Raw genomic sequence first — 26,430 nt, forward strand, 5'->3', positions numbered from 1 at the left:
TGCCTTGCCAGCTGCGGCTACAGGGCCACGCCCAGCAGAGCGTCCACCGCCCGCGACACGACACCGGGTGCGCCGATGTCCGTACCGCCCTCGGTGTCCTGCTGTGCGGCCCAGCGGTCGACCGCGGCGAGCGCGGCCGGAGCGTCCAGATCGTTCGCGAGAGCCCCGCGGATCTCCTCGACCAGGGCCTCCGCGGGCGGCCCGTCGGGCCGGGAGACGGCGGCGCGCCAGCGCCCGAGCCGGGCCACGGCGTCCTCGAGGACCTGGTCGGTCCACTCCCAGTCGGCCCGGTAGTGGTGGGCGAGCAGCGCCAGCCGGATCGCGGCCGGGTCCACGCCGTCGCGGCGCAGCTTGGACACGAAGACCAGGTTGCCCTTGGACTTGGACATCTTCTCGCCGTCGAGGGCGACCATGCCGGCGTGGACGTATGCCTTGGCCATGGGGAACTCGCCGGTCAGCACCTGGGCGTGCGAGGCGCCCATCTCGTGGTGCGGGAAGGCGAGGTCGGAGCCGCCACCCTGCACGTCGAAGGTCATGCCGAGGTGGTCCAGGGCGATGGCCACGCACTCGATGTGCCAGCCGGGGCGGCCCCGGCCGAGCGATGCGCCGTCCCAGCTGGGTTCGCCCTCCCGGGCGGCCATCCACAGCATCGGGTCGAGCGGGTTCTTCTTGCCCGGACGGTCCGGGTCGCCGCCGCGCTCGGCGGACAGCAGCCGCATGGCGGCGGCGTCCAGGCCGGACACCTTGCCGAAGTTGGGGTCGGACTCCACGGAGAAGTAGATGTCGCCGTCGAGTTCGTAGGCGGCGCCCGCGTCCCGCAGCCGCTCGACGAGCGGCACGATGCCGGGTATCGCCTCGACGGCGCCTATGTAGTGCTGCGGCGGCAGCATTCGCAGGGCGGTCATGTCCTCGCGGAAGAGGGCCGTCTCCTGCTCGGCGAGGGCCACCCAGTCGATGCCGTCACGGTGCGCCCGCTCCAGCAGCGGATCGTCCACGTCGGTGACGTTCTGGACGTACTGAACCTGCCGCTTGGTGTCGAGCCACACGCGCTGAACGAGGTCGAACGCGTTGTAGGTCGCCGCGTGACCCATGTGGGTCGCGTCGTACGGCGTGATGCCGCAGACGTAGATACGGGCGACGGGACCGGGGTCGAGGGAGACCAGACCGCCGGTCGCGGTGTCGTGGATCCTCAGGTCGCGGCCCTGACCAGGCAGGGCGGGGACCTCGGAAGCGGGCCAGGCATGCATGTCATGAGCGTAACCGGACGGAAGTTCCGCATACGAACCGGACCGGGCCGGATGGCCGGTAAGGCGCTCTTGCGCGATATCGCTCCGCTGGGGTAGGGGGTACACCGCGGGCCGGTGGGGGCTTGTCGCGCCCACGCGGCGGAGCCGCATATCGATACAGCCCCGCGCCCCTTTGGGGGCGCGTAACCCCACCGGAGTTCTCAGACGGGCGGCCAGGGGATTGCCGGCCACTCGCCGCTCGGCTCAGGATGCTTGCCCGTCTCCAGGAGTACGGCGACACGCGCGCGCGTGGCTTCGAGTTCGGCCTCCGTGATCAGCCCCGCCAGCCGCGTGGCCAGGGCTCCTTCGGCGCCCAGGGCCTCCTGGAGGGCCTTGAGGACGTCGACCGCCTCCGGCTCCAGCGGCTCCCCCGCCCAGCCCCACAGCAGCGTCCTGAGCTTGTTCTCGGTGTTGAAGGTCACCCCGTGGTCGATCGCGTACAACCGGCCGTGGGCCGTGGGCAGCAGATGGCCGCCCTTGCGGTCCGCGTTGTTGATCACGGCGTCGAGCACGGCGAGTCGGCGCAGCCGCTCGTCGTCGGCGTGCACCAGCAGCGCCGTCTGCCCGTCGCCGACCTCCGCGAAGCCGATCGCCTTCCAGCCCGGCTCCGGCTCCTCACCGTCGACCAGGGCGAGCAGCTCGGCCTCGGGGCTCACCTCGATCCACAGCTGGACCATGCCCTCGCCGTACGGCCCCTCCCGCAGCACGGTGGGCGGAACGAGCCCCCAGCCGGTCGCCTCGGAGACCTCGTAGGCAGCCACCTCGCGCCGGGCGAGATTGCCGTCGGGGAAGTCCCACAGGGGCCGCTCACCGGCGACGGGCTTGTAGATGCAGGACGCTTCCCGGCCGTCGTGGGAGATCGTGCAGTACAGCGCCGCGTTGGACGCCTCGCGGATACGGCCGCGCACAGTGAGCTCGCCGTGCGTGAGCAGGTCGGCGAGCGGCTCGTCGGTCGTCACGCTCCGCGGCGGTATCCGTTCTGGCGCGGACATACGTGTCCTTCCGGGTCGAGCGGGAGGCTGCACAGCGGGCACGGCGGCCGCCCGGCGTTGACGACGTCGAGGGCGCGCTTGGCGAAGGCCCGTGCCTGCGCGCCGGTCAGCCGGACCCGCAGCATCGGGGGCCCGTTCTCCTCGTCCTGGAGCAGGCGCTCCTCCGCCTCGGCGAGGTCCTCCTCGGAGTCGGCGTCGAGCTCCACGAGAGCCTGCGCCTCGACGATCATGCGCTGTTCCTCGCCGTCCCAGGCGAGGGCCATGGTGCCGACCCGGAACTCCTCCTCGACGGGGGTGTCCAGCGGATCGGTGTCGGAGATCTCGGCGGGCGACACGGCCGGGACGGCGGCGCTGCCGCCACTGCGCCGTACGACCTCGTCGAGCAGTTCGTCCATGCGCTCGGCCAGGGCGGCGACCTGGGTCTTCTCCAGGGCCACGCTGGTCACGCGGGGGCCCGCGGTGGCCTGGAGGAAGAACGTACGGCGTCCGGGCATACCGACCGTACCGGCCACGAAGCGGTCCGGGGGGTCGTAGAGGAACACCTGACGGGACACGTCCTGTCTCCTGGAATCGTGGATCGACATCGGACCGGATGACCGCACGGACTGCTGGTGCGGACGGGTGCGGGGCTACTGCGACCGCTTCACCCTACTGCGCCCGACGATCACGGTGCGCCCGCACCGCCCCCGACCGTGGCGTCGTCGGCCGGGGGTTCCTCGCGCGGCGCCAGCGAGGCGAAATCGCCGGTGTCACCGAGCCGTACGAGAAACGGCCTCAGACGTGTGTAACGGATCGCGGTGATGGAACACGGTTCAACGGAAATCCTCTGGAAAAGGTCGAGATGAAGTCCGAGTGCATCCGCGACGAGCGACTTGATGATGTCGCCGTGCGAGCACATGACGTAGACGGCGTCGGCGCCGTGGTCGCGCTCCACGCGCGCGTTCCATTCTCGTACGGCTTCGGCGGCGCGGGTCTGCATCGCACGCATCGATTCACCGCCGGGGAACGCGGCGGCCGACGGGTGCGCCTGCACGACCTCCATCAGCGGCTCGTCCTTGAGCTCGGCGAGCTTGCGGCCGGACCAGTCGCCGTAGTGGGCCTCCCCGATCCGCTCGTCGGAATGCGCGGTCAGCTCGGGGCGGGCGTCAAGCAGCGGCCGGATCGTCTCCTGGCAGCGCTGCAGCGGGCTGCTGACGACCTCGGAGATCGGCAGCGCGGCGAGCCGCGCGGGCAGTGCGGCGGCCTGTGCGGCGCCGCGCTCGTCGAGAGCGACACCGGGCGTCCAGCCGGCGAGCACCCCCTCGGTGTTGGCGGTGGAACGTCCGTGCCGGACCAGGATCAGCGTGGGCATGCGGCCAAGGGTAGGCATACGCGGGGGTGCATCGGCGGGCGTGGGGCGGGAGAATACGCTCCGTGATCGTCGACTGCGCCATCTACCGGGACGGGCACCGGACGGAGGGGCCTGCGGACTTCTCGCACGCCCTGGCGCAGTGCCGTCGCGGGCGCGACGCCTTCGTCTGGATCGGCCTGTACGAGCCGACGGAGAAGGAGTTCGACCGGGTCTCGGAGGAGTTCGGGCTGCATCCGCTGGCCGTCGAGGACGCCCTGAACGCGCATCAGCGGCCCAAGCTGGAGGTGTACGACGACTCGCTGTTCATGGTCCTCAAGCCGGTCGGGTACGAGGCGAAGAGCGACATCGTCACCTCCGGGGAGGTCATGGTCTTCATCGGCGACTCGTTCGTGGTGACGGTGCGGCACGGCGAGGAGGCGCCGCTCGCGGCCGTGCGGCACCGGCTGGAGGAGGAGCCCGAAATGCTCCGGCACGGCCCCACGGCGGTGCTGTACTCGATCGCCGACGCCGTGGTCGACCACTACGTGGAGGTGGCCGGCGAGCTGGGCACCGACCTGGAGGAGCTGGAGGCGGAGGTGTTCTCGCCGACCGGCGGGGGCTCGCGACACACGGCGTCCCGCATCTACGCCTTCAAACGGCAGATCCTGGAGTTCCGCAGGGCCACTGGCCCGCTGGCGCAGCCGCTGGCCCGGCTGGCGGGCGGCGGCGTCTTCAGCGCCCGGGTGCCCTTCGTGCACGAGAAGGCGCAGCCCTTCTTCCGGGACGTGAGCGACCACCTGACGCGCGTGAACGAGTCGGTGGAGGGCCTGGACCGGCTGGTCTCGGACGTCCTGTCGGCGCATCTCGCGCAGATGAGCGTGCGGCAGAACGACGACATGCGGAAGATCTCCGCGTGGGCGGCCATGGCGGCGGTCCCCACGATGATCGCGGGGGTCTACGGGATGAACTTCAGGCACATGCCGGAGCTGCGCTGGGGGTGGTCGTACCCGGCGGTGATCCTGGCGATGGCCGCCCTGGAGGTGCTGCTGTACCGCCTCTTCAAGCACCGGGACTGGCTGTGACTCACGCGAATCCGGGTGCCGTCGTGGCGGGTGAGCCGAGTGCGTCGCGCCGCTCGGGCATCCGCAGGCTCACCATGCGCCGCCAGCCCGCGCACCGCTCGTACGCGTAGACGGCGTGGATGCCGGCGGCGAGCAGCGCCGACTTGGCCCTCGGCCAGCCGAGGATGCGCCCCATGTGGTCCATGACGGCGAGGCTGACGTCCCGGTAGATGCGGATCTCCGCGAGCGCGCACTCCCGCAGCGTGCGCTGGATGGCGCGGCCGTGTCCTGCGTACGCGAAGCGCAGCAACTCCTCGTGGCAGTAGGCCAGGTGGTTGTCCTCGTCGTCGGAGATCATCCGTACCGCCCGGCCGATGTCGGGGTGGTCGGCGAAGTGCCGGCGCAGGAGTTCCATCTGCTCGGAGGCGCGCTGCTCGGTGACCCGGCTGTGGGACAGGTAGGCGACGATGTCCTGCACGGTGAGCGGCTCGTCGCTCTTGAGCTTCTCGTGGGGGAGACCGATGCCGTTCTTCTCCAGGAGCATCGTGTAGTCGGTCTCGGGCGGTACGGGGACGGGTTTGAGACCGCGCTTCTTCATCAGGGCGTTGAAGATCCGCCCGTGCTTGTCCTCGTCTGCGCCGTGCCGGGTGATCTTGGAGGCGAGGGCGCGTTCGCTGTTCGGGACGAGCGCGGCGATCCGCCCGTTCTCCCAGCCACCCTGGGACTCCCCGCTGGCCGCGATGGAGCAGAACAGGGCGAACGACTCGTCGTCGTCGAGGATCTCCTGGAAAAGACTCCTGGCCGAAAGCATCGTGGGCACCTCTCTGCCGGTCTCTGTCCTGCCGGTCCCCGCCGCATTCCGCGGGCTTCCGCAAAGAACGAGTCAAATGCGGCGTAAGAGGTGCTGCAACAGCTGTGTCGGACAACTCCGCCAAAAGGAGGACCCAAGGGGTCGGTTCGGAGGCGTAACCGTGCGCGCCCGGGCGCGTTGTTCCCCGTGACGGCCGTGGCGGGGAAGACCCCCGAGCCCCCACCACGGCCGCAGAAACCTCTCCCCTGCCGCCCCGGACCGTGCGTTACGCCAGTCCGGCGCGCTCCAGGGCTTCGGTGCCGGCGCGGAGCGAGGCGATCCGCTCCTCCAGCGTGAAGCCGGCCGGGTTCAGGCTCAGGGTGGTGACTCCGGCCGCCGCGTACTCCTTCATCCGGTCCGCGATGCGGTCCACGGAACCGAGCAGCGCCGTCTTGTCGATCAGGTCGTGCGGGATCGCGGCCGCGGCGCCCTGCTTGTCGCCGGACAGGTACTTCTCCTGGACCTCTGCGGCCGCCGCCTCGAACCCCATGCGCTGGGCGAGCTGGTTGTAGAAGTTCTGCTTGGCGCTGCCCATGCCGCCGACGTACAGCGCGGTGTAGGGACGGAACGCGTCGGCAAGGGTGGCCACGTCCTTGTCCTCGCCCACGGAGAGCGGGAGCGTCGGGCAGACGTCGAAGCCGTCGAGGGTCTTGCCGGCCTTCTCGCGCCCTGCGCGCAGGTACTTGATCGTGGTCTCCTCGAGGTGCTCGGCCGAGGGGAAGATCAGCAGGGCGCCGTCGGCGATCTCACCGGTCTGCTCGAGGTTCTTCGGGCCGATCGCGGCGATGTACAGCGGGATGTGCTCGCGCTCGGGGTGCACGGTCAGCTTGAGCGGCTTGCCCGGGCCGCCGGGCAGCGGCAGCGTCCAGTGCTCGCCCTCGAACGAGAGCCGCTCGCGCGTCATCGCCTTGCGCACGATCTCGACGTACTCACGCGTGCGTGCCAGCGGCTTGTCGAACTTGACGCCGTACCAGCCCTCGGAGACCTGCGGTCCTGAGACCCCGAGGCCGAGGCGGAAGCGGCCGCCGGAGAGCGAGTCGAGGGTGGCGGCGGTCATCGCGGTCATCGCGGGCTGGCGGGCCGGGATCTGGAAGATGGCCGACCCGACGTCGATCCGCTCGGTCTGGGCGGCGACCCAGCTGAGCACGGTGGCCGCGTCCGAACCGTAGGCCTCGGCGGCCCAGCACACGGCGTACCCGAGCCGGTCGGCCTCCTTGGCGACCTCCAGGTTGTCCGCGTCCATTCCGGCACCCCAGTAGCCGAGGTTGATCCCGAGCTGCATGCGCCTGCCCCTTACCGATCAGTAACGTCCCTGTTCGGCAGACCCTAGCGCGTGGAAACTGGTTGTCCACAGGCCCCCACGCCGATGGTTCAGGCCAGTAATCTCGGCGTTCATGGAGCAGAGGTATCTCGGCCGGACCGGCCTTCGTGTGTCCCGTATCGGACTCGGCACGCTCACCTGGGGCAGGGACACCGACGAGCACGACGCCGCGGACCTCTTGAAGACGTTCTGGGAGGCGGGCGGAAGCCTTGTCGACACCGCGGACGTGTACGGCGACGGAGAGGCCGAGTACCTGCTCGGACGCCTGATAGAAGGCCTGGTTCCGCGCCGGGACCTGGTGATCTCGACCAAGGCGGGCAGTGTGCCGGACCCGGACCGCAGGGTCGACGGCTCGCGCGGGCACCTGCTCTCCGCGCTGGACGCCTCGCTGACCCGGCTCGGCACGGACTACGTCGACGTCTGGCACATCCACGCCTTCGACCCGTACACCCCGCTCGAGGAGACCCTCCAGGCCCTCGACCTGGCGGTCAGCAGCGGCCGGGCGCGCTATGCCGGCGTCTCCAACTTCTGCGGCTGGCAGCTCGCCAAGGCGGCGACGTGGCAGCTGGCGGCTCCCGGGCTGCGGACCCGGCTGGCGAGCACGCAGATGGAGTACTCGCTGCTGCAGCGCGGCGTGGAACGCGAGGTGCTGCCGGCCGCGCTGGACCTGGGCATCGGCCTGCTGCCGTCCTCCCCGCTGGGCCGCGGGGTCCTGACGGGCAAGTACCGGGGCGAGGCCGTGCCCTCCGACTCGCGCGGCGCCTCCGAGCACCTGGCGCCCTTCGTCGAGCCGTACCTCGACGACACCGCGAGCCGCATCGTGGACGCCGTGCAGACCGCGGCGGACGGGCTCGCGGTGACTCCCCTCCAGGTCGCCCTCGCCTGGATCCGCGACCGGCCCGGCGTGGCCGCACCCGTCGTCGGTGCGCGCAACTCCCAGCAGCTCACGGCGGCATTGTCAGTGGAGGCCCTTACTCTTCCTGACGAGATCTGCCGGGCGCTCGACGACGTGTCGGTGCCCGTGCACCGCTATCCCGATCACGACTGGAGCACGCTGTGAGCACGGAGCCCGAGCCCACCGAGGACGCAGAGAACGCCGAGCCGGGGACGCCGGGCGCCGCGGGGCAGAGCGGCGAACCCGACGTCCCGGTCCCGTCGGCCGGAACAGGCGGTGACGGCGACTCCGCGGCTCAACTGTCCGAAGCCGAGGCCGAGCTGGCGGCTCAGCGGCTGGAGCGGGAGCGGATCGAGCGGCGCAAGGCGGAGAAGGCGGGGCCCGTCGAGGCCGGAGCGAAGCTCAGCGGGAAGGCCGCCGATCTGCTGGCCGCCGTCCGTGCCGTGGAGAGCGGCGAGAAGCCCGTGGCCACCGTGTTCAGCGAGTCCGCTCCGCGCCGCCCCGCCCCCGAGCCGGTACGGCGTCCGCAGTCGGCGCCCGCGGCCGCGCCCGCTGCTCCCGCGCCGGAGGCCGTCGACGCGGTACGGGGCGTGCTGAGCGACGGCGGCGCACCGGACGCGCTCGCACCGCAGGTCGCCGCGGTCCTCGGCGAGGGCGCGGACGGAGTTCTGCGGGCGGATCCCTGGCTGCTGTTGCGCGTCGGCGGTGTGCGGCCCGAGCAGGCCGACGGCTTCGCGCGGGCGCTGCTCGGCGCGGAGTGCCGTCCGGACGACGAGCGGCGGGGCCGGGCGCTGACGGGGTGGCTGCTGGAGCAGGCGGCGCTCGCGGGGCACACGGCGCTGGAGATGCCGGCGCTCACCGCGGCGCTGTCCCAGCGGGGCGTGACCGACGCAGACGCGGCCGTGCAGAGCGCTGTCGCGGAGGGCGAGGCCCTGGTCTTCCAGGACGCCCTCGACCCGACCGCTCCGGCACCGCAGACGGCCGAGGAGGGCGAGGAGGCCGAGGAGCGTCCGGTACGGATCCTGGTCGGCCTGGAACGCTGTGCGCTCGCGGAGGAGAGCCTCGCCGACGGACTGGCCCGCCTGATCAACTCGGTGCCGAAGGAGGACGGTTCGGCCGAGGCCTGGGAAAGCGAGGCCGCCGCCGCGCCGGACTCCACCGCCGAGCTCATCCGCGCGGTCGCGGGCCACGGCCTGGTCCTGCACACCGGCGGCGAGGCGTCCCTGGCCGAACCGGCGGCACTGCTGCAGACAGCAGCCGCCCTCGGCCTGCGCGCCTGGGCCGCCACACACAGCCCCGCCGGCCGCGACCGCTTCGCAGCGTTGAGCGGGTCCCTGCCGGGCGGCAACGAAGGGAGCGGCACCGCTGCGGACCGGGTTCCAGAGGGCGACACCACGCCGGCCCCCACCGGGGCGAGCGGCGGCACGTCCAACGGCCGCACCCCGGACGACACCGCAGGGGACGGGCCCGCGCCGGGCGGCGGCACGGCGGGCAGCACCACGCCGGACCACACCGCAGCAAGCGGCGCCCTGCCCGACAACCGCACGCAGGGTCGATCCGGGTCCGAGGTGGACGGGGCCGCAGGCGGGCTCGCTGCGTCCGGCGTCGTCAGCGTCGCCGGGCTTCTCTCCGGTGACGAGGGGCCCGGGCGGGACGCGGAAGGGGCGCTGGATCTGGATCTTCTCATCGTGCTCGACGCGCCCCAACTGGACGTCGAGACGGGGGCCCTGCTCGTCGAGTCGTTGCCCGACGGTGCCCGGCTGGTGCTGGCCGGGGATCCGGGGGTGCTGTGGTCGGCCGGGCCCGGGCGGGTGTTCGCCGATCTGCTGGCGGCACGGGTCTGCCCTCGGATCGCCTCGCGGCGGCCGGACCTCGGCCCCCTGGGCGAGCTGGTCTCAGGCATCGGCATCGGTGAGCTCAACCAGGTCGAGGCCCCCGGCAAGGAGGTCGTGATCGTCCCCGTGCGGGACGCGGGCGAGGCGGTCCACCGGACCGTTCAGCTCGTCGCCGACTCGGTGCCCCGGGCGATCGGCGTGCCGCCCGAGCAGACCGTGGTGATCACGCCGGGCCACGGCGGCGCGGCCGGCACCCGCGCGCTCAACGCGGCGCTGAAGGAGCGCCTCAACCCCGGCCCCGGCCGCTTCGGCGGCTTCGACCCCGGTGACCGGATCGCCTACTCGCCCGCACCCGGCCGTACGGCAGCGGGCACGGTCGTGACGGCCGACGCCGACGGACTGCACCTGTCATGCGCGGGCACCCCCGTCGTCGTACCGAAGGAGCGGGTGGAGCAGTCCGTGCGGCACGGGTGGGCGCTGACCGCGCACCAGGCGGTCGGCACCCGGTGGCCCGCGGTGGTCGTGGTGCTGCCCGGGGACGCGGCGCAGTCCCTCAGCCGGCCGTGGGTCTACACGGCGTTCGGCAGGGCGGACCGCCACCTGTCCGTGGTCCACGGCGTGGACCAGGCACTCCCCCGGGCCGTCGCCGAGGTCCCGGCCAAGCCGCGCACGACCCGCCTGCCGCTACTGCTCAGCACACAGGTACCGGCCACCGGCTGACCGGGGGTCCCGACAGCCTCCCAAGGGGCGCGGGGCTGTGTTGAATGTGCGGCTACCGCCGCGTGGGCGCGACCAGCCACAGACGCCCCGCAGCCAGGCACCCACCACGCGCACGAACAGCGGCGGCGTTCACGGAGATCATCCGTGAACGCCGCCGCAGCGACAGCTCGGCCCGACCCGGCCTCAGCGGCCCGCGCTAGCGGTCCGCGTCCAGTGGCTCCAGGTCCTCGTCGCCGTCCAGATCGGTGTCGAGGTCGTCCTCGAGGTCGTCGTCGTCCACGCCGGCCAGGCGGCCGTCGTCGATCTCGTCGTCGAAGACCGCGCTGACATCGAAGCGGCAGACCACCCGCTGCGGATCGATCTGCTCGAACGGCGCCTCCAACCAGTCGCCCGGCTCGGCCGGTTCGTCCGCAGCCGTCACCCAGAGCGTGGAGTCGCCCTCCTCAAGGCCGAACTCCTTGTGTCGCGAGGCGATCTCGTCCGGTTCGAACTCGCCGAACAGGACGCTCAGCGCCCCGTGCACGGTCGCGGAGGTCTCCGCCCCCCGCCCGTCGTCGTCCGCCGCCTCCACCCGCTGCGCCTGCGCCAGCAGCCGATGCGGTTCCGCCACGGCGTAGTCGCGGCGGATCAGCACACTCAGCGCGTTCGGCTCCTCGGGGCCCGTGTACGGCGGCAGCGTGTCCTCCGCACCGGGGATCTCGAAGGGCGTGACCTCGTCATAGCGGTCGTAGAGCAGCTCGTCGTACGTCTCGGCGGCCGCGGCCAGCTCGTTGAACGCCTCGTAGACGGCCTGGTCATCCTCCCCGGACCTGCGTTCGACCGCGGCCAGGTGGCGGTCGAGCGCGGTCTTGACCGCCTCGGCGGCGGCTCGTACCTCGGCAGCGGTGGGCTGCGCAGCATCAGACATAGTGCAGACGCTATCCGTACCGGGCCCCAGCCCGCACAATAGATGCGATGCCGGAATACGAATTTGTCGACGTGTACGTACCGCGCGGGGTTTCCCGCAAGGACGCCACACGCCTGCTGACGGACCATGCCGAGTACGGACACTGGGAGTTGGACCGTCTGAGCCTGCTGCGCGACGGCAGCCGCCGGGTGCGGTTGCGCCGGCGGATCATCCGCCAGGTGCGGGCCACGTGGTGAGCTGAGGCGACGACGGAGACGACGGAAACGGAGCGGGCCCCGCCAGCACGGGGCCCGCTCCGTTCTGTGCACCGTAGGGGAAGATTGCGGTGCTTGACGTGGAGATGCGCCGGTTCAGACCGAAGCGCGCGCCTTGCGGTACATGACCGCGCCGGCCAGCAGTGCCCCGGCGCCCACCGGGAGCACGACGCCGATCGGCAGGTCGCTGCCGGTGTGCGCAAGCTGTGCGCTGCCCTGCGGCTGGGTCACCGTCTGGGTGCCCGGGTGGTTGGTGTGCGAGGAACCGCCCGGCGTGCTCGGGTTGCCGGGGTGACCGGGCTGGTTCGGGTTGCCCGGGTGGCCGGGGCTGCCCGGATGTCCGGGGTGACCCGGGTGACCCGGGTGACCGGGGTGACCCGGGTGCCCGGGCGGCGGCGTCTGGTGGCCGCCTCCCGGAGGTGTCGAGTGCCCGCCGCCCGAGCCGCCGTTGGCGCACTCGTTGTCCTCGGCGGCGTTGCCGATGCCGACGATGTTGACGCTGTTGCCGCAGACATTGACCGGCACGTCGACCGGCGCCTGGACGGTGTTGCCCGAGCCGATGCCGGGCGAGTCACTGGCGTGTCCGTTGGCCTGGGATCCGCCGCCGGAACCGCCGTGCCCGCCGGACGAACTGCCGCCGCCCCCGTTGCTGCACTCGTTGCCGTGCGCCGGGTTGTGCAGTCCGACGACGTTGACCGTGTTGCCGCAGACGTTCACCGGCACGTCGACCGGCGCCTGGACAGTGTTGCCCGAGCCGATGCCGGGCGAGTGACTGGAGTGTCCGCCGGCGTGGGCCCCGCCGCCGCCCTCGTTGCTGCACTCGTTGCCGCTCGCCGGGTTGAGGAGTCCGACGACGTTGACCGTGTTGCCGCAGACGTTCACCGGCACATGTACCGGCGCCTGCACCGTGTTGCCGGACAGTACGCCGGGCGAGTCCGAAGTGGAGCCGTTGGCTCCCGAGTCGGCGTGGGCGTAACCGCCCGCCGCGGCGAGCACACCGGTCGCCGCCATCACCGTCATCAGGCCCTTGCGGGTGACCTGTCGCATTGCTGAATTCTCCCTGCCTTCATTCCTGACCTGGAATCTCGCGACATCTCGCGTGGAAATTCGCGAAAAGGCCGGTCGGCTCCGGAGCGCATGGCGCGCGCTCCGGAGCCGACGGGCGTGACGACCCTCAGCGGGTCGACGTCACTTGTTGATGCAGGTGTTGCCGAAGGCGGGGTTCAGCAGCCCGATCACGGAGATCGTGTTGCCGCAGACGTTCACGGGGACGTGAACGGGCACCTGAACGACGTTGCCGGAAGCGATACCCGGGGAGTGCACCGCGGCACCCTGAGCACCGGCGTCGGCGACGGCCAGGCCCGCACCCGCGAGAACCAGACCACCAGTGGCAGCCGCAGCAGCGACGACCTTCTTGAGCATTATTCCTCCTTGTTGGCAAAAGCGATCTCGTGTTGCTGATCGCATTACCTGTAACGAGGAGGAAGTAATGGAGCTACGAGCTGATGGTCGCATTCACCCTTCTCGGTCCCGCTCCGCACGTGCGGACGATTACGAAGGTCACGAGGCGTCGATGAAGCGGTCCAGCACGCGCACGCCGAACTTCAGGCCGTCGACCGGCACCCGCTCATCGACACCGTGGAACATGCCCGCGAAGTCCAGCTCCGGGGGCAGCTTGAGCGGTGCGAAGCCGAAGCCGCGGATGCCCAGCTCGTCGAAGGACTTGGCGTCCGTGCCGCCGGAGAGCATGTACGGGATCGCCTTGGCCGCCGGGTCCTCGGCCACCAGCGCGGACTGCATGGCGTCCACCAGCGCTCCGTCGAAGGTGGTCTCGACGGCCTTGTCGGCATGCACGTCCTCGCGCTGCACCTTGGGCCCGAGGATCTTGTCCAGGTCGGCGAGGAACTCCTCCTCGAACCCGGGCAGGAAGCGGCCGTCGACATGCGCCGTGGCCTCGCCGGGGATGACGTTGACCTTGTAACCGGCGCCCAGCTGTGTGGGGTTGGCGGTGTTGCTCAGGGTCGCGCCGATGAGCTTGGCGATGCCGCCGAGCCTGGCCAGGGTCCCCTCCATGTCCTCCGGGTCCAGCTCGGTGCCGAGCGCGTCGCCGAGTTCGTCGAGGAAGGCCCGGGTGGTCTTCGTCACCCGCACCGGGAACCTGTGCCGCCCGAGCCGCGCGACGGCCTCCGACAGCTCGGTGATGGCGTTGTCCCGGTGGATCATCGAACCGTGACCGGCGGTGCCTGCCACGGTCAGCTTCATCCAGTGCATGCCCTTCTCGGCGGTCTGGATCAGATAGAGCCGCCGCTGCTCGTTGACCGTGAAGGAGAAGCCGCCGACCTCGCTGATCGCCTCGGTGACGCCCTCGAAGAGACCGGGGTGCTTCTCGACCAGGTGCCGGGCGCCGAACTTGCCGCCCGCCTCCTCGTCGGCGAGGAAGGCGAGGACGATGTCGCGCGGGGGCCGGCGCCCGCTGCGCAGCCGGTCGCGCACGACCGCCAGGGTCATCGCGTCCATGTCCTTCATGTCGACGGCCCCGCGGCCCCACACGCAGCCGTCGGTGACCTCGCCGGAGAAGGGGTGGTGGGTCCAGTCGTCGGCGTTGGCCGGTACGACGTCGAGGTGGCCGTGGATGAGGAGGGCGGGCCGTGACGGGTCCTCGCCCTCGATCCGGGCGACCGTGGAGGCCCGGCCCGGGTGCGACTCGAAGATCTTCGATTCGAGACCCACCTCGGCGAGCTTCTCCGCGACGTACTCGGCCGCCTCCCGCTCACCCGGACCCGAGTGGTCGCCGTAGTTGCTGGTGTCGATCTGGATCAGCTCGCGGCAGAGGTCCACGACCTCGTCCTCGCCGGTGACGCCCCTGGCCGTGTCCGTCTCGCTCACGCTGCTTCCTCCCGCTGTCACTGCTGGTGGTTCCCCTCATCCTCCCTCCCCGCCCGGCCCCTCCCCAAGACCGGACCCGGCCCGTCACACGCCGTTCACGCCGGACGGGGGGTGACCGGGGACCTCTCGAAAGCCTGGTAATGTTTCCTTCGTCGCCGCGGGGGAAACCCCGCACGACAGACACCTTGTCCGGGTGGCGGAATGGCAGACGCGCTAGCTTGAGGTGCTAGTGCCCTTTATCGGGCGTGGGGGTTCAAGTCCCCCCTCGGACACCAGCCGAAGCCCCCGGCCGCTCAAGCGGCCGGGGGCTTCGTCGTACCTTCACGGCCGCTCTGGCCACAACCCGCCGCCCGCCGCTGTCCCGGTGCGGATTCCGCAAGATTCCCCGAGGTCCGGCGAAGCCCCAGCTCCCTCCATGCGCTCCGGCGCGCGCCGGGCTCCGTGACGCCCTCCGGATTTACAATTCACTTGACTCGACCTTACAAGGCTTGTTGACTGGTTCGGAGCCAGTACTCCCAGGTGACAAGAGGTGAAGCTCTGTGAAGACCCAGGGAAGCCTGACGATGGAGCGTCGGCCGGAGGCCGTCCCGAGAGTCACACCGGGGCGCCCACAGCCACTGGGCGCCACCGTCGACGCCGACGGCGTGAACTTCTCGCTCTTCTCCGAGCACGCGACACGCGTCGACCTGCTGCTGTTCGACCGCTGTGACGCGCCCCTCCCGTCCCGCGTCGTGCGCCTGCACCCCGAGCGGCACCGCAGTTTCCACTTCTGGCACTGCCATGTGGCCGGGGTCGGCCCGGGGCAGGTGTACGCGTACCGGATCGACGGCCCCCGCAACACCCACCACTCCGGGGCCCGTTTCAATCACCGCAAGGTGCTCCTCGACCCGTATGCGCGGGCCAACATCAACAGCTGCTGGGACCGCACGCACGCCATCGGCGGCGGGGACAACGTGGAGCACTGCATGCGCAGCCTGGTCGTCGACCTCGACGACTACGACTGGGAGGGCGACCGTCCGTTGCGGACGCCGATGACGGACACGGTCATCTACGAGATGCACGTCCGCGGCCTGACCGCGTCACCCACCTCGCGCGCCGCCCACCCCGGCACCTTCTCCGCGGTCGTGGACAAGATCCCGGAGCTGAAGCGGCTCGGCATCACCGCCGTGGAACTGCTGCCCGTCTTCGACTTCGACGAGACGCAGATCCTGCGCACCGGCCCGGACGGCACACTGCTGCACAACTACTGGGGCTACGACCCGTACGGCTTCTTCGCCCCGCACACCGGCTACTGCGCCGAGCCCCACCTGGCCGGGCACATCACCGAGTTCCGGGACATGGTCAAGGCGCTGCACCGGGCAGGCATCGAGGTCATCCTCGACGTGGTCTTCAACCACACCAGCGAGGGCAACGAGTACGGGCCGACGATCAGCTTCCGGGGCCTCGCCAACGAGGCGTACTACCACCTGTGGCCGCAGGACCGCAGCCGCTACATGGACTTCACGGGCTGCGGCAACGCGGTCAACGCCAACCACCCCATGGTCACCAAGTTCATCCTGGAGTGCCTGGAGTACTGGGTGACCGAGCACCATGTCGACGGCTTCCGCTTCGACCTGGCCTCGGAGATGTCCCGCGGGCCCATGGGGTACGAGATGGCCGTACCGCCGGCCCTCTGGGCGATCGAGCTGTCGCAGGTGCTCGCCGAGACGAAGATCATCGCGGAGCCGTGGGACGGCGGCGGCCTGTACCAGGTCGGCCGGTTCCCGGGGAAGCGCTGGGCGCAGTGGAACGGGCCGTTCCGGGACGACGTACGGCGTTTCGTACGCGGGGATGCCGGCCTGGTCGGGGAGATCGCCTCCCGGCTCGGCGGTTCTGCGGACCTGTTCTTCCCGCAGCAGGTGCTGCCCACCAACAGCATCAACTTCGTGACCTGCCACGACGGGTTCACCCTCAACGACCTGGTCTCGTACCAGCACAAGCACAACCACGCCAACGGCGAGTCGAACGCCGACGGTGCGCACGAGAACTTCAGCTGGAACTGCGGGGTGGAGGGCCCGACGGACTCCGAGGAGGTGGAGCGGCTCAGGGTGCGGCAGATCAAGAACTTCCTGTCGATCCTGATGCTCAGCCGGGGCGTGCCGATGCTGCTCGCCGGGGACGAGTTCCGCAACAGCCAGCAGGGCAACAACAACGCGTACTGCCAGGACAACGAGACCTCCTGGCTGGACTGGGGCCAGGCGGAGAAGGAAACGGAGATACGTTCCTTCACCGAACGGGTCATCGGGCTGCGGAAGCGTTTCAGGACCTTCCGTGAGGCCCGCTTCTTCACCGAGCGCCGCAATGAGCGGGGTCAGGCCGACGTCACCTGGCACGGCACCAAGCTGCTGTGCCCCGGCTGGGACCACGACGACGCGCGGGTGCTTGCGGCCACGCTCGGCGGCTTCGACGGTGACCCCGATCTGCATCTGATCCTGAACATGTACCACCTGGGCCTGGACTTCGAGCTGCCGCCCGTCGAGGGCCACCGCTGGTTCCGGGTCCTGGACACGGCCTGCTCCGGGCCGCACGACCTGCTGCCCGCCGGCGCTGAGGAGCCGGTCGACGGGGCCGTCTTCCACGCCCACGGCCGCAGTGTCGTCCTGCTTGTGGCGCTACCCGACGAGAAGGGCACATGACGAGATGAGTGCCACCACCGACCGCCGTATCTTCTCCGACACCCTCGCGGGATATGTGACATACCACAGCCCCACCCAGCACCGTTTCGGGCTGCGCACCTCCGACGGCCGCGAGTTCACCGTGCATCTGGCCCGCAACGTCGTCTCCCGCATCGTCCGCAACCTGGGCGACCCCTACCAGGACACCACCTCGCGCACCCGGGACATGCTGGGCACCGGGCGCTTCCTGTTCGCGTACGGGATCTTCTACGAGTGGGAGGGCGGCGCGCGCTTCGAGGCGAAGGAGATCACCTTCCCCGAGGAGAGCCGCGGCCACTACGTCTTCGAGCATCCCAACTGGTGGGTGCAGCAGGCCGCCGCGATCGCCGACTTCTATCTGCGCGGCCAGTTCCCCGACGGCAAGTTCGACTGGCGCAACTACCGCACCCATCTCACGCTCGACGGGGCGCACCTGCCCGAGCACGCGGGGGAGAACGTGCGGCAGGAGACCGACACCATCTCCCGGCTGGTGTACGGCCTTTCGACCGCCTATCTGCTGACCGGCGAGGACCGGTTCCTGGACGCGGCCGAGAGCGGAACCGAGTACTTACGGCAGTACATGCGCGTCGACGACAAGCAGGACGGGATCGTCTACTGGTACCACGGCATGGACATCACGCCCACCGGGCGGCGCAAGGTGTACGCCTCGGAGTTCGGGGACGACTTCGACGCCATCCCGATGTACGAGCAGATCTATGCGCTGGCCGGGCCGACCCAGACGTACCGCGTGACCGGCGATCCGCGGATCCTTGAGGACATCGACCGCACGGTCGCCCTGTTCCAGCGGTACTTCCGTGATGAGGAGCGCGGGGGCTTCTTCTCGCACATCGACCCGATCAACCTCAGCCCCTGCGACGACGCGCTGGGCCGCAACCGCTCCCGCAAGAACTGGAACTCGGTCGGCGACCACGCCCCGGCGTATCTGATCAACGCCTATCTGGCCACCGGCCGCGAGGACTTCGCCGAGCTCCTGGAGGAGACCGCGGACACCATCGTGGCCCGCTTCCCGGACGAGCCGGACAGCCCGTTCGTGCAGGAGCGCTTCCACGAGGACTGGAGTCCGGACCGCACCTGGGGCTGGCAGCAGGACCGGGCGGTGGTCGGGCACAACCTGAAGATCGCCTGGAACCTGACCCGGATCCGAGCCCTGCACGACAAGCAGGAGTACGCCGAGACCGCCCGGCGGATCGGCGAGATCATGCCGCCGGTCGGCAGCGACCAGCAACGGGGCGGCTGGTACGACGTGGTGGAGCGGCGGGCGGATGCGGACAGCGGCATCCACCGGATGGTGTGGCACGACCGCAAGGCCTGGTGGCAGCAGGAGCAGGCGATCCTCGCCTATCTGATCCTGGCGGGGACGGCGGACGACCCCGAGTCGCTCAGGCTGGCGCGGGAGGCCGCCTCCTTCTACAACGCCTTCTTCCTCGACCACCAGGACGGCGGGGTCTACTTCAACGTGCTGGCCGACGGGATCCCGTATCTGGTGGGCACCGAGCGGCTCAAGGGCTCGCACGCCATGGCCGGCTACCACTCGCTGGAGCTGTGCTACCTGGCGGCCGCCTACACCGGTCTGCTGATCAGCCACGAGCCGCTCACCCTGTACTTCCGGCCCCGCCCCGGCGACCTGCCCGAGCGCGAACTGCGGGTGGCGCCCGACCTGTTGCCGCCCGGGACGGTCGAGCTGACCCGGGTCTGGGTCGACGGGCGCGAGCACCATCACTTCGACGCCAAAGAGCTGACCGTGAAGCTCCCCGAGAGCGACGGGCCGGTGCGGGTGCGGGTGGAGCTGGAGCCCGTGCAGATGCGCCTGAGGATGCGCAGCGAGTTCGACGGCGGCACCGCGCACGTCCGCTGCGGCGGCGCGGTCGACGGCGGCGAACTGGACAAGTTCCGCCGGGTCCTCGGCGAGGTGATGGCCGCGGGTCCCCGGCGTGTGGAGTTCCATCTGTCCGAGGTCAGCGAGATGTGCCGGCCCGCGGTCAACGAACTTCTCGTGCAGCGCACCAAGGCAGGGCTCGACGTCGACTTCGTCGTCGTCGGCGCCGTTCTGCCCGAGGTCCGCGAAGCCCTGATGGCCACCGACGCCTTCCTGCTAGAGGGCGAGGAGGACTGAACCGTGACCACCACCCTGCCCCCCGGAATCCTTGCCGCGGAGCCGGACTTCGGCCCGCCCTACGAGGTGCCCGTAGAGCCGGTGGACCTGTCCGCCTACTGCCAGGACCTCTTCGGCACCCTCAGCCGCTCCGACCAGCGGCGCTGGGGAGAGGTCTATGTCCGTGGACTGCTCGGCGTGCCCGGCCGCAAGACCCCGGCCCGGATCTCCGAGCAGGTGCTGGGCCGCCGGGCCGTGCAGCAGATCCAGCAGTTCGTCAACCAGAGCCCGTGGCCGTGCGGTCCGGTGCGCCGGCGGCTCGCCGGGCAGCTGAGCCGGGCCTTCCGGTCGGAGGCCTGGTGCGTCGACGAGGTCGTGTTCGCGAAGAACGGCGACCGCTCCGTGGGCGTGGCCCGACAGTACGCGCCCTCGCTGGAGCGCACGGTCAACTGCCAGCTGGCGCTGGCCACTTCGCTGGTGGGCCGGCACGGCGGGGTTCCGGTCAGCTGGCGGCTGATGCTGCCGGCCCGCTGGGACCGCGACGAGCGGCTGCGCACCCAGGCGCATCTGCCGCCGGAGGAGCGCTCCCGGCCGCGCTGGCGGTACGTCCTGGAGGCCGTCGACGAGATGCTGGAGGAGTGGTATCTCGAGCCGCTGCCGGTGCTGGTGGACTGGAGGGGTGAGGCCGATGTGGCGCCCCTGCTGCGCGGGCTCGAGGCGCGGGGGCTGGCGTATCTGGTCGAGGCCTCGCCCAGCACCGCGGTCACCCTGCCCAGGCCGTGCGCCGGATCCCCGTACGGCAGCGGGACGTTGACGGAGCTCGCCGTGCACGCCGTGCAGCACCGCAAGCGGATGCCGATCGCCTGGCAGGACCGGACGACGGCCCGGATGCGGCAGTCCCAGGTGCTGTCCGCACCGGCCCTGCTGCTGACCGAGGCGCCCCACGGCGGGGGTGCGGGCGCCCGGTCCGCGGGGGCGCATCCGCCGCAGCGGCCGAGGCATCTGGTCACCGACTGGCCGTACGGCCGGCCCACCCCGCGCACGTACTGGCTGACGAATCTGGCCGGGCGCAGGCTGTCGGACGTGCTGCCGCTGGCGCAGCTGCGGGCGCTGTCGGGCGAGAGCCTCGGCCGGCTCCAGCAGGACTTCGGGCTCGCCGACTTCGAGGGCCGCTCCTTCCGCGGCTGGCACCATCACGTCACGCTGGCCTCGGTGGCGATGGGCTACGACACGCTGAGCCGCCCCTACCGCTGCCAGCCGACCGCGGTGAAGTCGATGTCGCCGAGGCCGGGCACACCGTAGTTGGCGAGGCCCTTCCTGACCGCGAGCACCTGCGGGCGCTGGTAGAGCAGGACGTCGTGGCCCAGCTGCCAGATCAGGCGGTCGGCCTGGTTGTAGAGCTGGTCGCGGCGTCCTGCGTCCAGGGTATGCACGGCCCGGCCGAGCAGGGAGTCGATCTCGGGGCTGGAAATCCTGCCGTAGTTCTCGTAGGACTGGCCGCCGCTCGGCCGCCGGTAGACGGGGTACAGGGTGCTGGGATAGGTCAATCCTCTGAATCGGAAGATCGCCAGGTCGAAATTCCCGCGGTTGAGGTACTTCGGCAGGTAGTCGTCGGCGGGGACTTTCTGGATCTCCACCGCAATTCCCGCGCGCTGGAGCATCTGCTGGATCAGCTGGGAGAGGTCGAGACCAAGTCGGTTGGTGGACTGGCTGAGTACGAAACGCAGGCGCAACTCCTGTCCGTTCCTGCTACGGGTGCCGCTTCCGTCGGTGCGGTGCCATCCCCGCTGATCCAGAATTCGCTCGGCGGCCTTCAGGTCGTGGCTGCCGAGCGCAGCGGAATTATCGGCGTATCCGGGCTGGTTGGTCATGAAGAAGTGGTTGCCGAGCAGCGGCACCCCGACCGGCAGGCCGGTGCCCGCCACCTCGGCGAGGGCATGGCGGTCGATGGCCCGCAGCACGGCCCGGCGCACCTGGACGTCCGCGAGCGGGCCCGCGGCGCCGTTCAGGGCGACCTGGACGTCGTCCCAGGCGGAGCCGGTGCGGATGTCCGTGCCGCCGGCGTTCTTGAGCCGGTCGTAGAGGTCGGCGGAGGCGGCGTTCACGGTGTCGATCTCACCGTTGAGGAAGGCCTGGACGGCGGTCGTGGGGTCGAGGGTGCGGAAGACGACCCGGTCGAGACGGGGGCGGGTCCCCCACCATGCGGGGTCGGGTACGAGGGTCAGGGTCTGGCCGGTGTCGTCCTTCGAACCGACCCTGAAGGCACCGGCGGTGATCGGCGCCTTCCCCTGCCAACCGGTGTTGAAGTCCGCAGGGTTGCCGAAGCCCGCGGCCGGATACAGCGGCGTGAACAGCCGCTGCCAGTCGGCGAACGGCCGCTTGAAGGTGACCTTCACCTCGTGCGCGTCCGCCCCCTGACGTACCGAGGCGATGTCCTCGTAGCCACTCGGATCGGCGATCCGGAACCGCGCGTCGCCTCTGCCCAGCGCACGCCACTGGGCCGCGAAGTCCCGCCAGCCGAGCGGCTTTCCGTCGGACCACCTCGCTTCGGGGTTGAGGCGGTAGGTGACCGTCTGGGGGGTGGTGGAGGTGACGGAGGCGGAGCGCAGGTAGTCGGGCACGCGCTGGGGGGCGCCTTCGGCGTCGCGGGTGAACAGGCGCGGTTCCAGCATGCTGACGACCGTGAACACGTCGTCCAGGGTGCCGTCCGCCTGGTAGTAGTTGAACTGCGTCAGCCACTGGTAGATCGGCAAGGTCAGGGTGCCGCCCTGCCGGAGTTCGCTGCGCGGGTGGGGGTTGACGTCGGTGCGGCCGTAGGCCGGAACCGCCGCGCTGGAGCTGCTGTTGCCGGGCGCGGCGCGGCCCTGGACCCCGGTGCAGCCGCCCAGCAGAGCGCAGAGGGCGATCCAGACCAGCGCGGGCCACAACCGTCTGCCGCGTATGCAGAACCCCGTCATTGCGTTGCCCTCTCCCCCGTGTGACTGCAAATCCTGCCGCTGCCGCGGCGGGCGCTTCGGCGAGCAGTCTGCCGTAAGAAAGCGCAAACACGTCTTCAAGGGGCGTCGGCGAGCTTAACATTGGCCCATGTCAAGCACATGAAGCCGACGGGTTGCCGAGGAGTCCGACACCCGATGCTCGCATTGTTGGCAAAACGTCTGACGAACTGCCTGATATTGCTTCTCGCTTCAACGTTCCTCTGCTATTTGATTTCCTCCGCGGCGCTTGATCCGCGGGCCTACTTCGAGGACCGTACGCCCCGGCCGCCGGCCGCCGTGGTCGATGCACGGCTCGCCGAAATCGGGCTAGACAGCAGCACTCCGGTCACCGAGCGGTTCGGCCACTGGGCGTGGCGGGCCCTGCACGGGGATCTCGGCCGCACGCTCGACGGCACACCGGTGGACGCCGAGTTCGGCCGGCGGGTGGGGGTCACCGCGCGGTTGCTGATCGTCGGGACGGCCGTGGGCACGGTGCTGGGGGTGCTGGCCGGGGTGTGGGCGGCGGTGCGGCGGGGCCGGCTGCCCGACCGGGCGCTGACTCTGTTCTCCTTCGCGGTGCTGTCGGTGCCGCCGTTCGTGCTGGGGCTGCTGCTGCAGGCGGGTGCGCTCACGGTCAATGACGCGGCGGGCCGCACGGTGATCCGGTACACCGGCGAGCGGACGCCCGGTCTGGAGGGCGGTGCGGCGGCCCAACTCCGGGATGCAGCGGTTCACTTGGCCCTGCCGACGGTCTCGGTCGCGCTGGGGGCGGTCGCCGCGTACAGCCGCTACCAGCGCGGGGCCACGCTGGACGTCCTCGCCTCGGACCATCTGCGCACCGCCCAGGCCAAGGGGCTCACCCCCGGGCGCGCGCTGCTCCGGCACGGCCTGCGGACCTCGCTGATTCCGCTCACGGCGTTCTTCTCCTTCGGGTTTCTGACGCTGTTCACGGGCGCCGTGTTCACGGAGAAGATCTACGGCTGGCACGGCATGGGCAGTTGGTTCATCGAGTCCGTGCAGAGGGGCGATGTGAACGCGGCCATGGCGGTCGAGGTGTTCAGCGCCGCGCTCGTCCTACTGGCCGGCCTGGTCGCCGATCTGCTGCACAGCGCACTCGATCCGCGGGTGCGGTACACGTGAGATCCGCGCGGGGGGCCTCGGTACGGCGGCGGCTGGTCCGCGCACCGGGCGCGGTGGCGGGCGGCGCGCTGCTGCTCGCCCTGTTCCTGTTCGCCTTCGCGGGACCGCATCTGTCCGGGTGGGGTTACGCCGACATCGACTACTCGGCGCTGCACCGGCCGCCGGACGGGCGGCACTGGCTCGGCACCAACCGGATAGGCCAGGACGTCTACGCGCAGTGCGCCAGGGGGCTGCAGAAGTCGCTGCTCATCGGGGCGTTGGCGGCGGCCTTCTCGACGGGGCTCGCCGCGGTGGTGGGAGTGTGCGCGGGGTACTTCGGGGGCTGGGCGGATCGGGCGCTGATGCTTCTCGTTGATCTGATGCTGGTGGTGCCGGCGTTCCTGGTCCTGGTGGTGGTGGCGCCGCGGCTGCGCGCTCTCGGCTGGCTCGCGTACGTCGGGCTGATCGCCGCGTTCGGCTGGATGATCACGGCGCGGGCGGTGCGTGCCATGACCCGTTCCCTGAAGGAGCGTCAGTTCGTGCTGGTAGCCCGGCACATGGGGGTCGGCCCGGTCGTGGTCATCCGGCGGCACATCCTCCCTCACATGGCGTCCTTCCTCGTGACGGACGCGACGGTGGCGGTCGCCGGGGCCGTCATCAGCGAGACCGGACTGTCGTACTTCGGCTTCGGGGTGCAGCCGCCCGACGTGTCCCTCGGCACGCTGATCGCCGATGCGGCGGACGTGCCGACCACGTATCCATGGATGTTCGGCTTCCCGGCGGGGCTGCTGGTCCTGCTCGTGCTGGCGTTCCATCTCATCGGGGATGCGTTGCGGGATGCGCTGGATCCGGAGCCGGGGGCGGTGGTGGGCAGGGAAGCGGGGAGCCGGGTGTGACGGGCGATGTGGTGCTCGATGTGCGGGGGCTGCGGGTCGGGCGGGCGGGGAGCCGTCGGGCGGCCGGGGTGCCGCTGGTGCACGGTGTCGATCTCCGGTTGCACCGGGGGGAAGTCCTCGGTCTGGTGGGCGAGTCGGGGGCGGGGAAAAGCCTCACCGCGCTGGCGCTGCTCGGTCTGTGCCCGCCCGGCGTGGAGGTGAGCGGTTCGGTGCGGCTGCTCGGGCGGGAGCTGGTCGGGCTGCCCGTGCGCGAGCTCGCCCGGGTGCGGGGGCGGCACATCGCCATGGTGTTCCAGGACGCGCTGAGCGCGTTCACCCCGGTGCACAGGGTGGGAGACCAGATCGGTGAGGTGCTGCGTATCCATCAACGCCCGCGCCCGGGGCGGGAGTCGGCGCTGCGGGCCGCGACCGAACTCCTGGACACGGTCGGGGTGCCGGAGCCGGACCGGGCCGCCCGCTCCTACCCGCACCAGCTGTCGGGCGGGATGCGGCAGCGGGCCATGATCGCCATGGCGATGGCGGGCCGCCCCGAGGTGATCGTGGCCGACGAACCCACCAGCGCCCTGGACGTCACCGTGCGGGCCCAGGTCCTCGAGGCGCTGTCGACGGCACGGCGGGCCACGGGCGCGGCGCTGCTGCTGGTCAGCCACGACCTGGGGGTGGTGGCGGGGACGGCGGACCGGGTCGTGGTGATGTACGGCGGGCGGATCGTCGAGAGCGCGGGCGTCGACGCGCTCTTTGCGCGGCCCCGGATGCCGTACACCAAGGGGCTGATCGGGGCCGTGCCCCGGATCGACGGGGAGACTCCGCCCACCCCTGTGCCGGGCGAACCTCCGTCCGCGGGTGGCAGCGGGCCGGGCTGCGCCTTCGCCCCGCGGTGCCCGCTCGCCGAGCAGAAGTGCCGGGAGCTGCTTCCCGAACTCAGGGGAGACGACGGGCATGTGGCCGCCTGCCATCGGGGCGACGAGGCCGTGCAGCGCAGCTCCGTCGAGCTGTTTCCGCCGTCCGTGTACCGCAGGCCGCCCGCGGGAGGGCCCGAGCCGGAGCCGGTCCTCAGGATCACCGGGCTGGCCAAGTCCTTTCCCGCGCCCGGCGGCTTCGGGGCGTGGAGCCCGTGGAGTCTGCGACGGGGGCGACGGACGGTGGCCGAACATGTCGTTCGCGCCGTGGAGTCGGTCGATCTGGAGGTGCGCCGGGGGGAGACCCTGGCGCTCGTGGGAGAGTCCGGGGCCGGGAAGTCCACCACGCTGCTCGAAGTGATGTCCCTGGCGGTCCCGCAGAGCGGGACGATCGAGATCCTCGGGCAGGACACCTCGTCGTTGTCGCGGGACGCGGCCCGGAGGTTGCGGAGCGCGGTGCAGATCGTGCCCCAGGACCCGATGTCGAGCCTGGATCCGCGGATGCCGGTGGGTGACATCGTCGCCGAGCCGTTGTGGGTGCAGCGGATGCCGGCCGACCGGGTCGCCGCGCGGGTGGCGGAGGTGTTGCGGCTCGTCGGGCTCGGCCCGCAGGACATGTCCGTCTGCCCGCACCGGTTCTCCGGCGGTCAGCGGCAACGGATCGCCATCGCCCGGGCCCTGGCCGCCCGGCCGCAACTTCTGCTGCTGGACGAGCCGCTGTCGGCGCTCGACGTGTCCGTGGGGGCCGGGATCCTCGATCTGCTGCGCAGGCTGAGGGAGGATCCCGGCCCGTCCTGTCTGTTCGTCTCGCACGACCTGGCCGTGGTGCGACAGATGGCCGACCGGGTCGCGGTCATGCATGCCGGTCGCGTCGTCGAGACCGGCGAGGTCAAGGAGGTGTTCGAGTGGCCTGCCCACCCGTACACCAGGGCGCTGCTGGACGCGGTGTCGGTGCCTGATCCCGCGCTGCAGCGGACACGTACGGCCGTTGCCCTGCGGGGCGATCCGTCGACGGGCGGCGAGTACGTGACGGGATGCCGGTTCCGGACACGCTGCCCCGTGTTCGCTTCACTTCGACGGGAGGAACAGCGCAGGTGTGAACGGGAAATCCCGGCGACCCTGAAGACGGCTGTGGGGGGTGGCCGTTCAGTCGCCTGTCATTTTCCGCTCACGGACCCTCGGGGCGTTTCCGGGTAGGACTCCCTTTACGGCAGCCGGCCGAGGTGCGCCGGCCGGCTCAGCAGCAGCCGCCGCCCGCCGGTCCGTTTTCCTTCGCGGGCTCGACCGTCTGCACGGACGCCCCTCCTTCTGCGAGGAAGGTTCCACCGCCGACCAGTCCGGCGACGAACAGTACAGCCACAAGTATTGCGGCGAGTTTGTGAATCACTCCTTTTCTCC

At 70.9% G+C, this 26,430-nt stretch carries 21 protein-coding genes and 1 tRNA gene; 11 read left to right on the plus strand and 11 right to left on the minus strand.

Annotated features, from left to right (window positions below; genetic code table 11):
- Positions 1–17: 17 nt before the first annotated feature.
- The 4 genes from mshC to IH68_RS0143230 all read right to left on the minus strand — a co-directional run bounded on the left by mshC (position 18) and on the right by IH68_RS0143230 (position 3,629).
- On the minus strand, positions 18–1,247 hold the full coding sequence (mshC, locus tag IH68_RS0143215; protein WP_030947627.1) for a cysteine--1-D-myo-inosityl 2-amino-2-deoxy-alpha-D-glucopyranoside ligase: 1,230 nt from the start codon (positions 1,245–1,247) through the stop codon (positions 18–20).
- A 200-nt stretch (positions 1,248–1,447) separates the two neighbouring features.
- The gene (locus IH68_RS0143220) at positions 1,448–2,278 is read right to left on the minus strand and encodes an SCO1664 family protein (protein WP_078912874.1); all 831 of its coding nucleotides are present in this window, start codon (positions 2,276–2,278) and stop codon (positions 1,448–1,450) included.
- A complete protein-coding gene (locus IH68_RS0143225) occupies positions 2,242–2,832 on the minus strand; it encodes a DUF3090 domain-containing protein (RefSeq protein WP_030947631.1) in 591 nt (196 codons plus the stop codon). The genes IH68_RS0143220 and IH68_RS0143225 overlap by 37 nt, the downstream gene beginning before the upstream one ends.
- A 110-nt stretch (positions 2,833–2,942) precedes the next feature.
- A complete protein-coding gene (locus tag IH68_RS0143230) occupies positions 2,943–3,629 on the minus strand; it encodes a histidine phosphatase family protein (protein WP_030947633.1) in 687 nt (228 codons plus the stop codon).
- A gap of 62 nt (positions 3,630–3,691) precedes the next feature.
- Between IH68_RS0143230 and corA the strand changes: the two genes are divergently transcribed.
- Entirely contained in the window at positions 3,692–4,690 is a 999-nt protein-coding gene (gene corA, locus IH68_RS0143235; RefSeq protein WP_030947636.1) for a magnesium/cobalt transporter CorA, read from the plus strand.
- Between the two features lies 1 nt (position 4,691).
- Here the strand turns inward: corA and IH68_RS0143240 are convergent, their stop codons facing one another.
- Together IH68_RS0143240 and IH68_RS0143245 are read right to left on the minus strand one after the other, a co-directional pair.
- Positions 4,692–5,480, minus strand: coding sequence for a ferritin-like domain-containing protein (locus tag IH68_RS0143240; RefSeq protein ID WP_030947638.1), 789 nt, complete (start codon positions 5,478–5,480; stop codon positions 4,692–4,694).
- A 265-nt stretch (positions 5,481–5,745) separates the two neighbouring features.
- Entirely contained in the window at positions 5,746–6,801 is a 1,056-nt protein-coding gene (locus IH68_RS0143245; RefSeq protein ID WP_030947642.1) for an LLM class F420-dependent oxidoreductase, read from the minus strand.
- Between the two features lie 112 nt (positions 6,802–6,913).
- On the opposite strand from IH68_RS0143245, the gene IH68_RS0143250 reads away from it, so the two are divergent.
- Both IH68_RS0143250 and IH68_RS0143255 read left to right on the plus strand, forming a co-directional pair.
- Positions 6,914–7,900, plus strand: a complete 987-nt coding sequence (locus IH68_RS0143250; RefSeq protein ID WP_030947644.1) for an aldo/keto reductase — start codon at positions 6,914–6,916, stop codon at positions 7,898–7,900.
- Positions 7,897–10,290 (plus strand): helix-hairpin-helix domain-containing protein, encoded by a 2,394-nt coding sequence (locus tag IH68_RS0143255; RefSeq protein ID WP_030947646.1) that lies wholly within the window; start codon positions 7,897–7,899, stop codon positions 10,288–10,290. Before IH68_RS0143250 ends, IH68_RS0143255 begins: the two co-directional genes overlap by 4 nt.
- Before the next feature lie 196 nt (positions 10,291–10,486).
- Here the strand turns inward: IH68_RS0143255 and IH68_RS0143260 are convergent, their stop codons facing one another.
- Positions 10,487–11,197: a hypothetical protein gene (locus tag IH68_RS0143260; protein ID WP_030947649.1), complete on the minus strand. Its 711-nt coding sequence runs from the start codon at positions 11,195–11,197 to the stop codon at positions 10,487–10,489.
- Between the two features lie 47 nt (positions 11,198–11,244).
- Here IH68_RS0143260 and IH68_RS0143265 point away from each other — a divergent pair, with 47 nt between their 5' ends.
- Positions 11,245–11,433, plus strand: a complete 189-nt coding sequence (locus IH68_RS0143265) for a DUF5703 family protein (RefSeq protein ID WP_005485166.1) — start codon at positions 11,245–11,247, stop codon at positions 11,431–11,433.
- A 114-nt stretch (positions 11,434–11,547) separates the two neighbouring features.
- Here IH68_RS0143265 and IH68_RS0143270 read toward each other — a convergent pair whose 3' ends face one another.
- From IH68_RS0143270 to IH68_RS0143280, 3 genes are all read right to left on the minus strand, one after another.
- Positions 11,548–12,498, minus strand: coding sequence for a chaplin (locus IH68_RS0143270; RefSeq protein WP_030947651.1), 951 nt, complete (start codon positions 12,496–12,498; stop codon positions 11,548–11,550).
- A gap of 141 nt (positions 12,499–12,639) precedes the next feature.
- Positions 12,640–12,873 (minus strand): chaplin ChpH, encoded by a 234-nt coding sequence (gene chpH / locus IH68_RS0143275; RefSeq protein ID WP_030947654.1) that lies wholly within the window; start codon positions 12,871–12,873, stop codon positions 12,640–12,642.
- Between the two features lie 138 nt (positions 12,874–13,011).
- A complete protein-coding gene (locus IH68_RS0143280) occupies positions 13,012–14,337 on the minus strand; it encodes a M20/M25/M40 family metallo-hydrolase (RefSeq protein ID WP_030947656.1) in 1,326 nt (441 codons plus the stop codon).
- 187 nt (positions 14,338–14,524) lie between these two features.
- Here IH68_RS0143280 and IH68_RS0143285 point away from each other — a divergent pair.
- The 4 genes from IH68_RS0143285 to IH68_RS0143300 all read left to right on the plus strand — a co-directional run bounded on the left by IH68_RS0143285 (position 14,525) and on the right by IH68_RS0143300 (position 20,445).
- A tRNA-Leu gene (locus IH68_RS0143285) sits at positions 14,525–14,612 on the plus strand.
- Between the two features lie 264 nt (positions 14,613–14,876).
- Positions 14,877–17,012, plus strand: coding sequence for a glycogen debranching protein GlgX (gene glgX, locus IH68_RS0143290; RefSeq protein WP_234341775.1), 2,136 nt, complete (start codon positions 14,877–14,879; stop codon positions 17,010–17,012).
- 4 nt (positions 17,013–17,016) lie between these two features.
- The gene (locus IH68_RS0143295; protein ID WP_030947661.1) at positions 17,017–19,164 is read left to right on the plus strand and encodes an AGE family epimerase/isomerase; all 2,148 of its coding nucleotides are present in this window, start codon (positions 17,017–17,019) and stop codon (positions 19,162–19,164) included.
- Positions 19,165–19,230: 66 nt separating this feature from the next.
- Positions 19,231–20,445, plus strand: a complete 1,215-nt coding sequence (locus IH68_RS0143300) for a transposase (RefSeq protein ID WP_051834019.1) — start codon at positions 19,231–19,233, stop codon at positions 20,443–20,445.
- Here the strand turns inward: IH68_RS0143300 and IH68_RS0143305 are convergent.
- Positions 20,388–22,100, minus strand: a complete 1,713-nt coding sequence (locus IH68_RS0143305; RefSeq protein ID WP_063763593.1) for an ABC transporter family substrate-binding protein — start codon at positions 22,098–22,100, stop codon at positions 20,388–20,390. The two genes, IH68_RS0143300 and IH68_RS0143305, sit on opposite strands and share 58 nt — an antisense overlap.
- A 174-nt stretch (positions 22,101–22,274) precedes the next feature.
- Here IH68_RS0143305 and IH68_RS0143310 point away from each other — a divergent pair, with 174 nt between their 5' ends.
- The 3 genes from IH68_RS0143310 to IH68_RS0143320 are packed head-to-tail and all read left to right on the plus strand — an operon-like array spanning position 22,275 to position 26,229.
- Positions 22,275–23,258, plus strand: a complete 984-nt coding sequence (locus IH68_RS0143310) for an ABC transporter permease (protein WP_030947670.1) — start codon at positions 22,275–22,277, stop codon at positions 23,256–23,258.
- Positions 23,255–24,133, plus strand: a complete 879-nt coding sequence (locus IH68_RS0143315) for an ABC transporter permease (RefSeq protein ID WP_051834008.1) — start codon at positions 23,255–23,257, stop codon at positions 24,131–24,133. The genes IH68_RS0143310 and IH68_RS0143315 overlap by 4 nt, the downstream gene beginning before the upstream one ends.
- Entirely contained in the window at positions 24,130–26,229 is a 2,100-nt protein-coding gene (locus IH68_RS0143320; protein WP_234341777.1) for an ABC transporter ATP-binding protein, read from the plus strand. Before IH68_RS0143315 ends, IH68_RS0143320 begins: the two co-directional genes overlap by 4 nt.
- Positions 26,230–26,430: the final 201 nt, after the last annotated feature.

The sequence above is a fragment of the Streptomyces sp. NRRL S-646 genome, from assembly GCF_000720765.1.
Classification (GTDB): Bacteria; Actinomycetota; Actinomycetes; order Streptomycetales; family Streptomycetaceae; genus Streptomyces.

Bases quoted from the DNA above. Each gene is read 5' to 3' on its own strand.
- mshC (WP_030947627.1), bottom strand. From the start codon at position 1,247: ATGCATGCCTGGCCCGCTTCCGAGGTCCCCGCCCTGCCTGGTCAGGGC.
- IH68_RS0143310 (WP_030947670.1), top strand. From the start codon at position 22,275: ATGCTCGCATTGTTGGCAAAACGTCTGACGAACTGCCTGATATTGCTT.
- IH68_RS0143295 (WP_030947661.1), top strand. From the start codon at position 17,017: ATGAGTGCCACCACCGACCGCCGTATCTTCTCCGACACCCTCGCGGGA.
- IH68_RS0143240 (WP_030947638.1), bottom strand. From the start codon at position 5,480: ATGCTTTCGGCCAGGAGTCTTTTCCAGGAGATCCTCGACGACGACGAG.
- chpH (WP_030947654.1), bottom strand. From the start codon at position 12,873: ATGCTCAAGAAGGTCGTCGCTGCTGCGGCTGCCACTGGTGGTCTGGTT.
- IH68_RS0143305 (WP_063763593.1), bottom strand. From the start codon at position 22,100: ATGACGGGGTTCTGCATACGCGGCAGACGGTTGTGGCCCGCGCTGGTC.
- IH68_RS0143265 (WP_005485166.1), top strand. From the start codon at position 11,245: ATGCCGGAATACGAATTTGTCGACGTGTACGTACCGCGCGGGGTTTCC.
- IH68_RS0143230 (WP_030947633.1), bottom strand. From the start codon at position 3,629: ATGCCCACGCTGATCCTGGTCCGGCACGGACGTTCCACCGCCAACACC.
- IH68_RS0143245 (WP_030947642.1), bottom strand. From the start codon at position 6,801: ATGCAGCTCGGGATCAACCTCGGCTACTGGGGTGCCGGAATGGACGCG.
- IH68_RS0143250 (WP_030947644.1), top strand. From the start codon at position 6,914: ATGGAGCAGAGGTATCTCGGCCGGACCGGCCTTCGTGTGTCCCGTATC.
- IH68_RS0143260 (WP_030947649.1), bottom strand. From the start codon at position 11,197: ATGTCTGATGCTGCGCAGCCCACCGCTGCCGAGGTACGAGCCGCCGCC.
- IH68_RS0143270 (WP_030947651.1), bottom strand. From the start codon at position 12,498: ATGCGACAGGTCACCCGCAAGGGCCTGATGACGGTGATGGCGGCGACC.
- IH68_RS0143220 (WP_078912874.1), bottom strand. From the start codon at position 2,278: ATGTCCGCGCCAGAACGGATACCGCCGCGGAGCGTGACGACCGACGAG.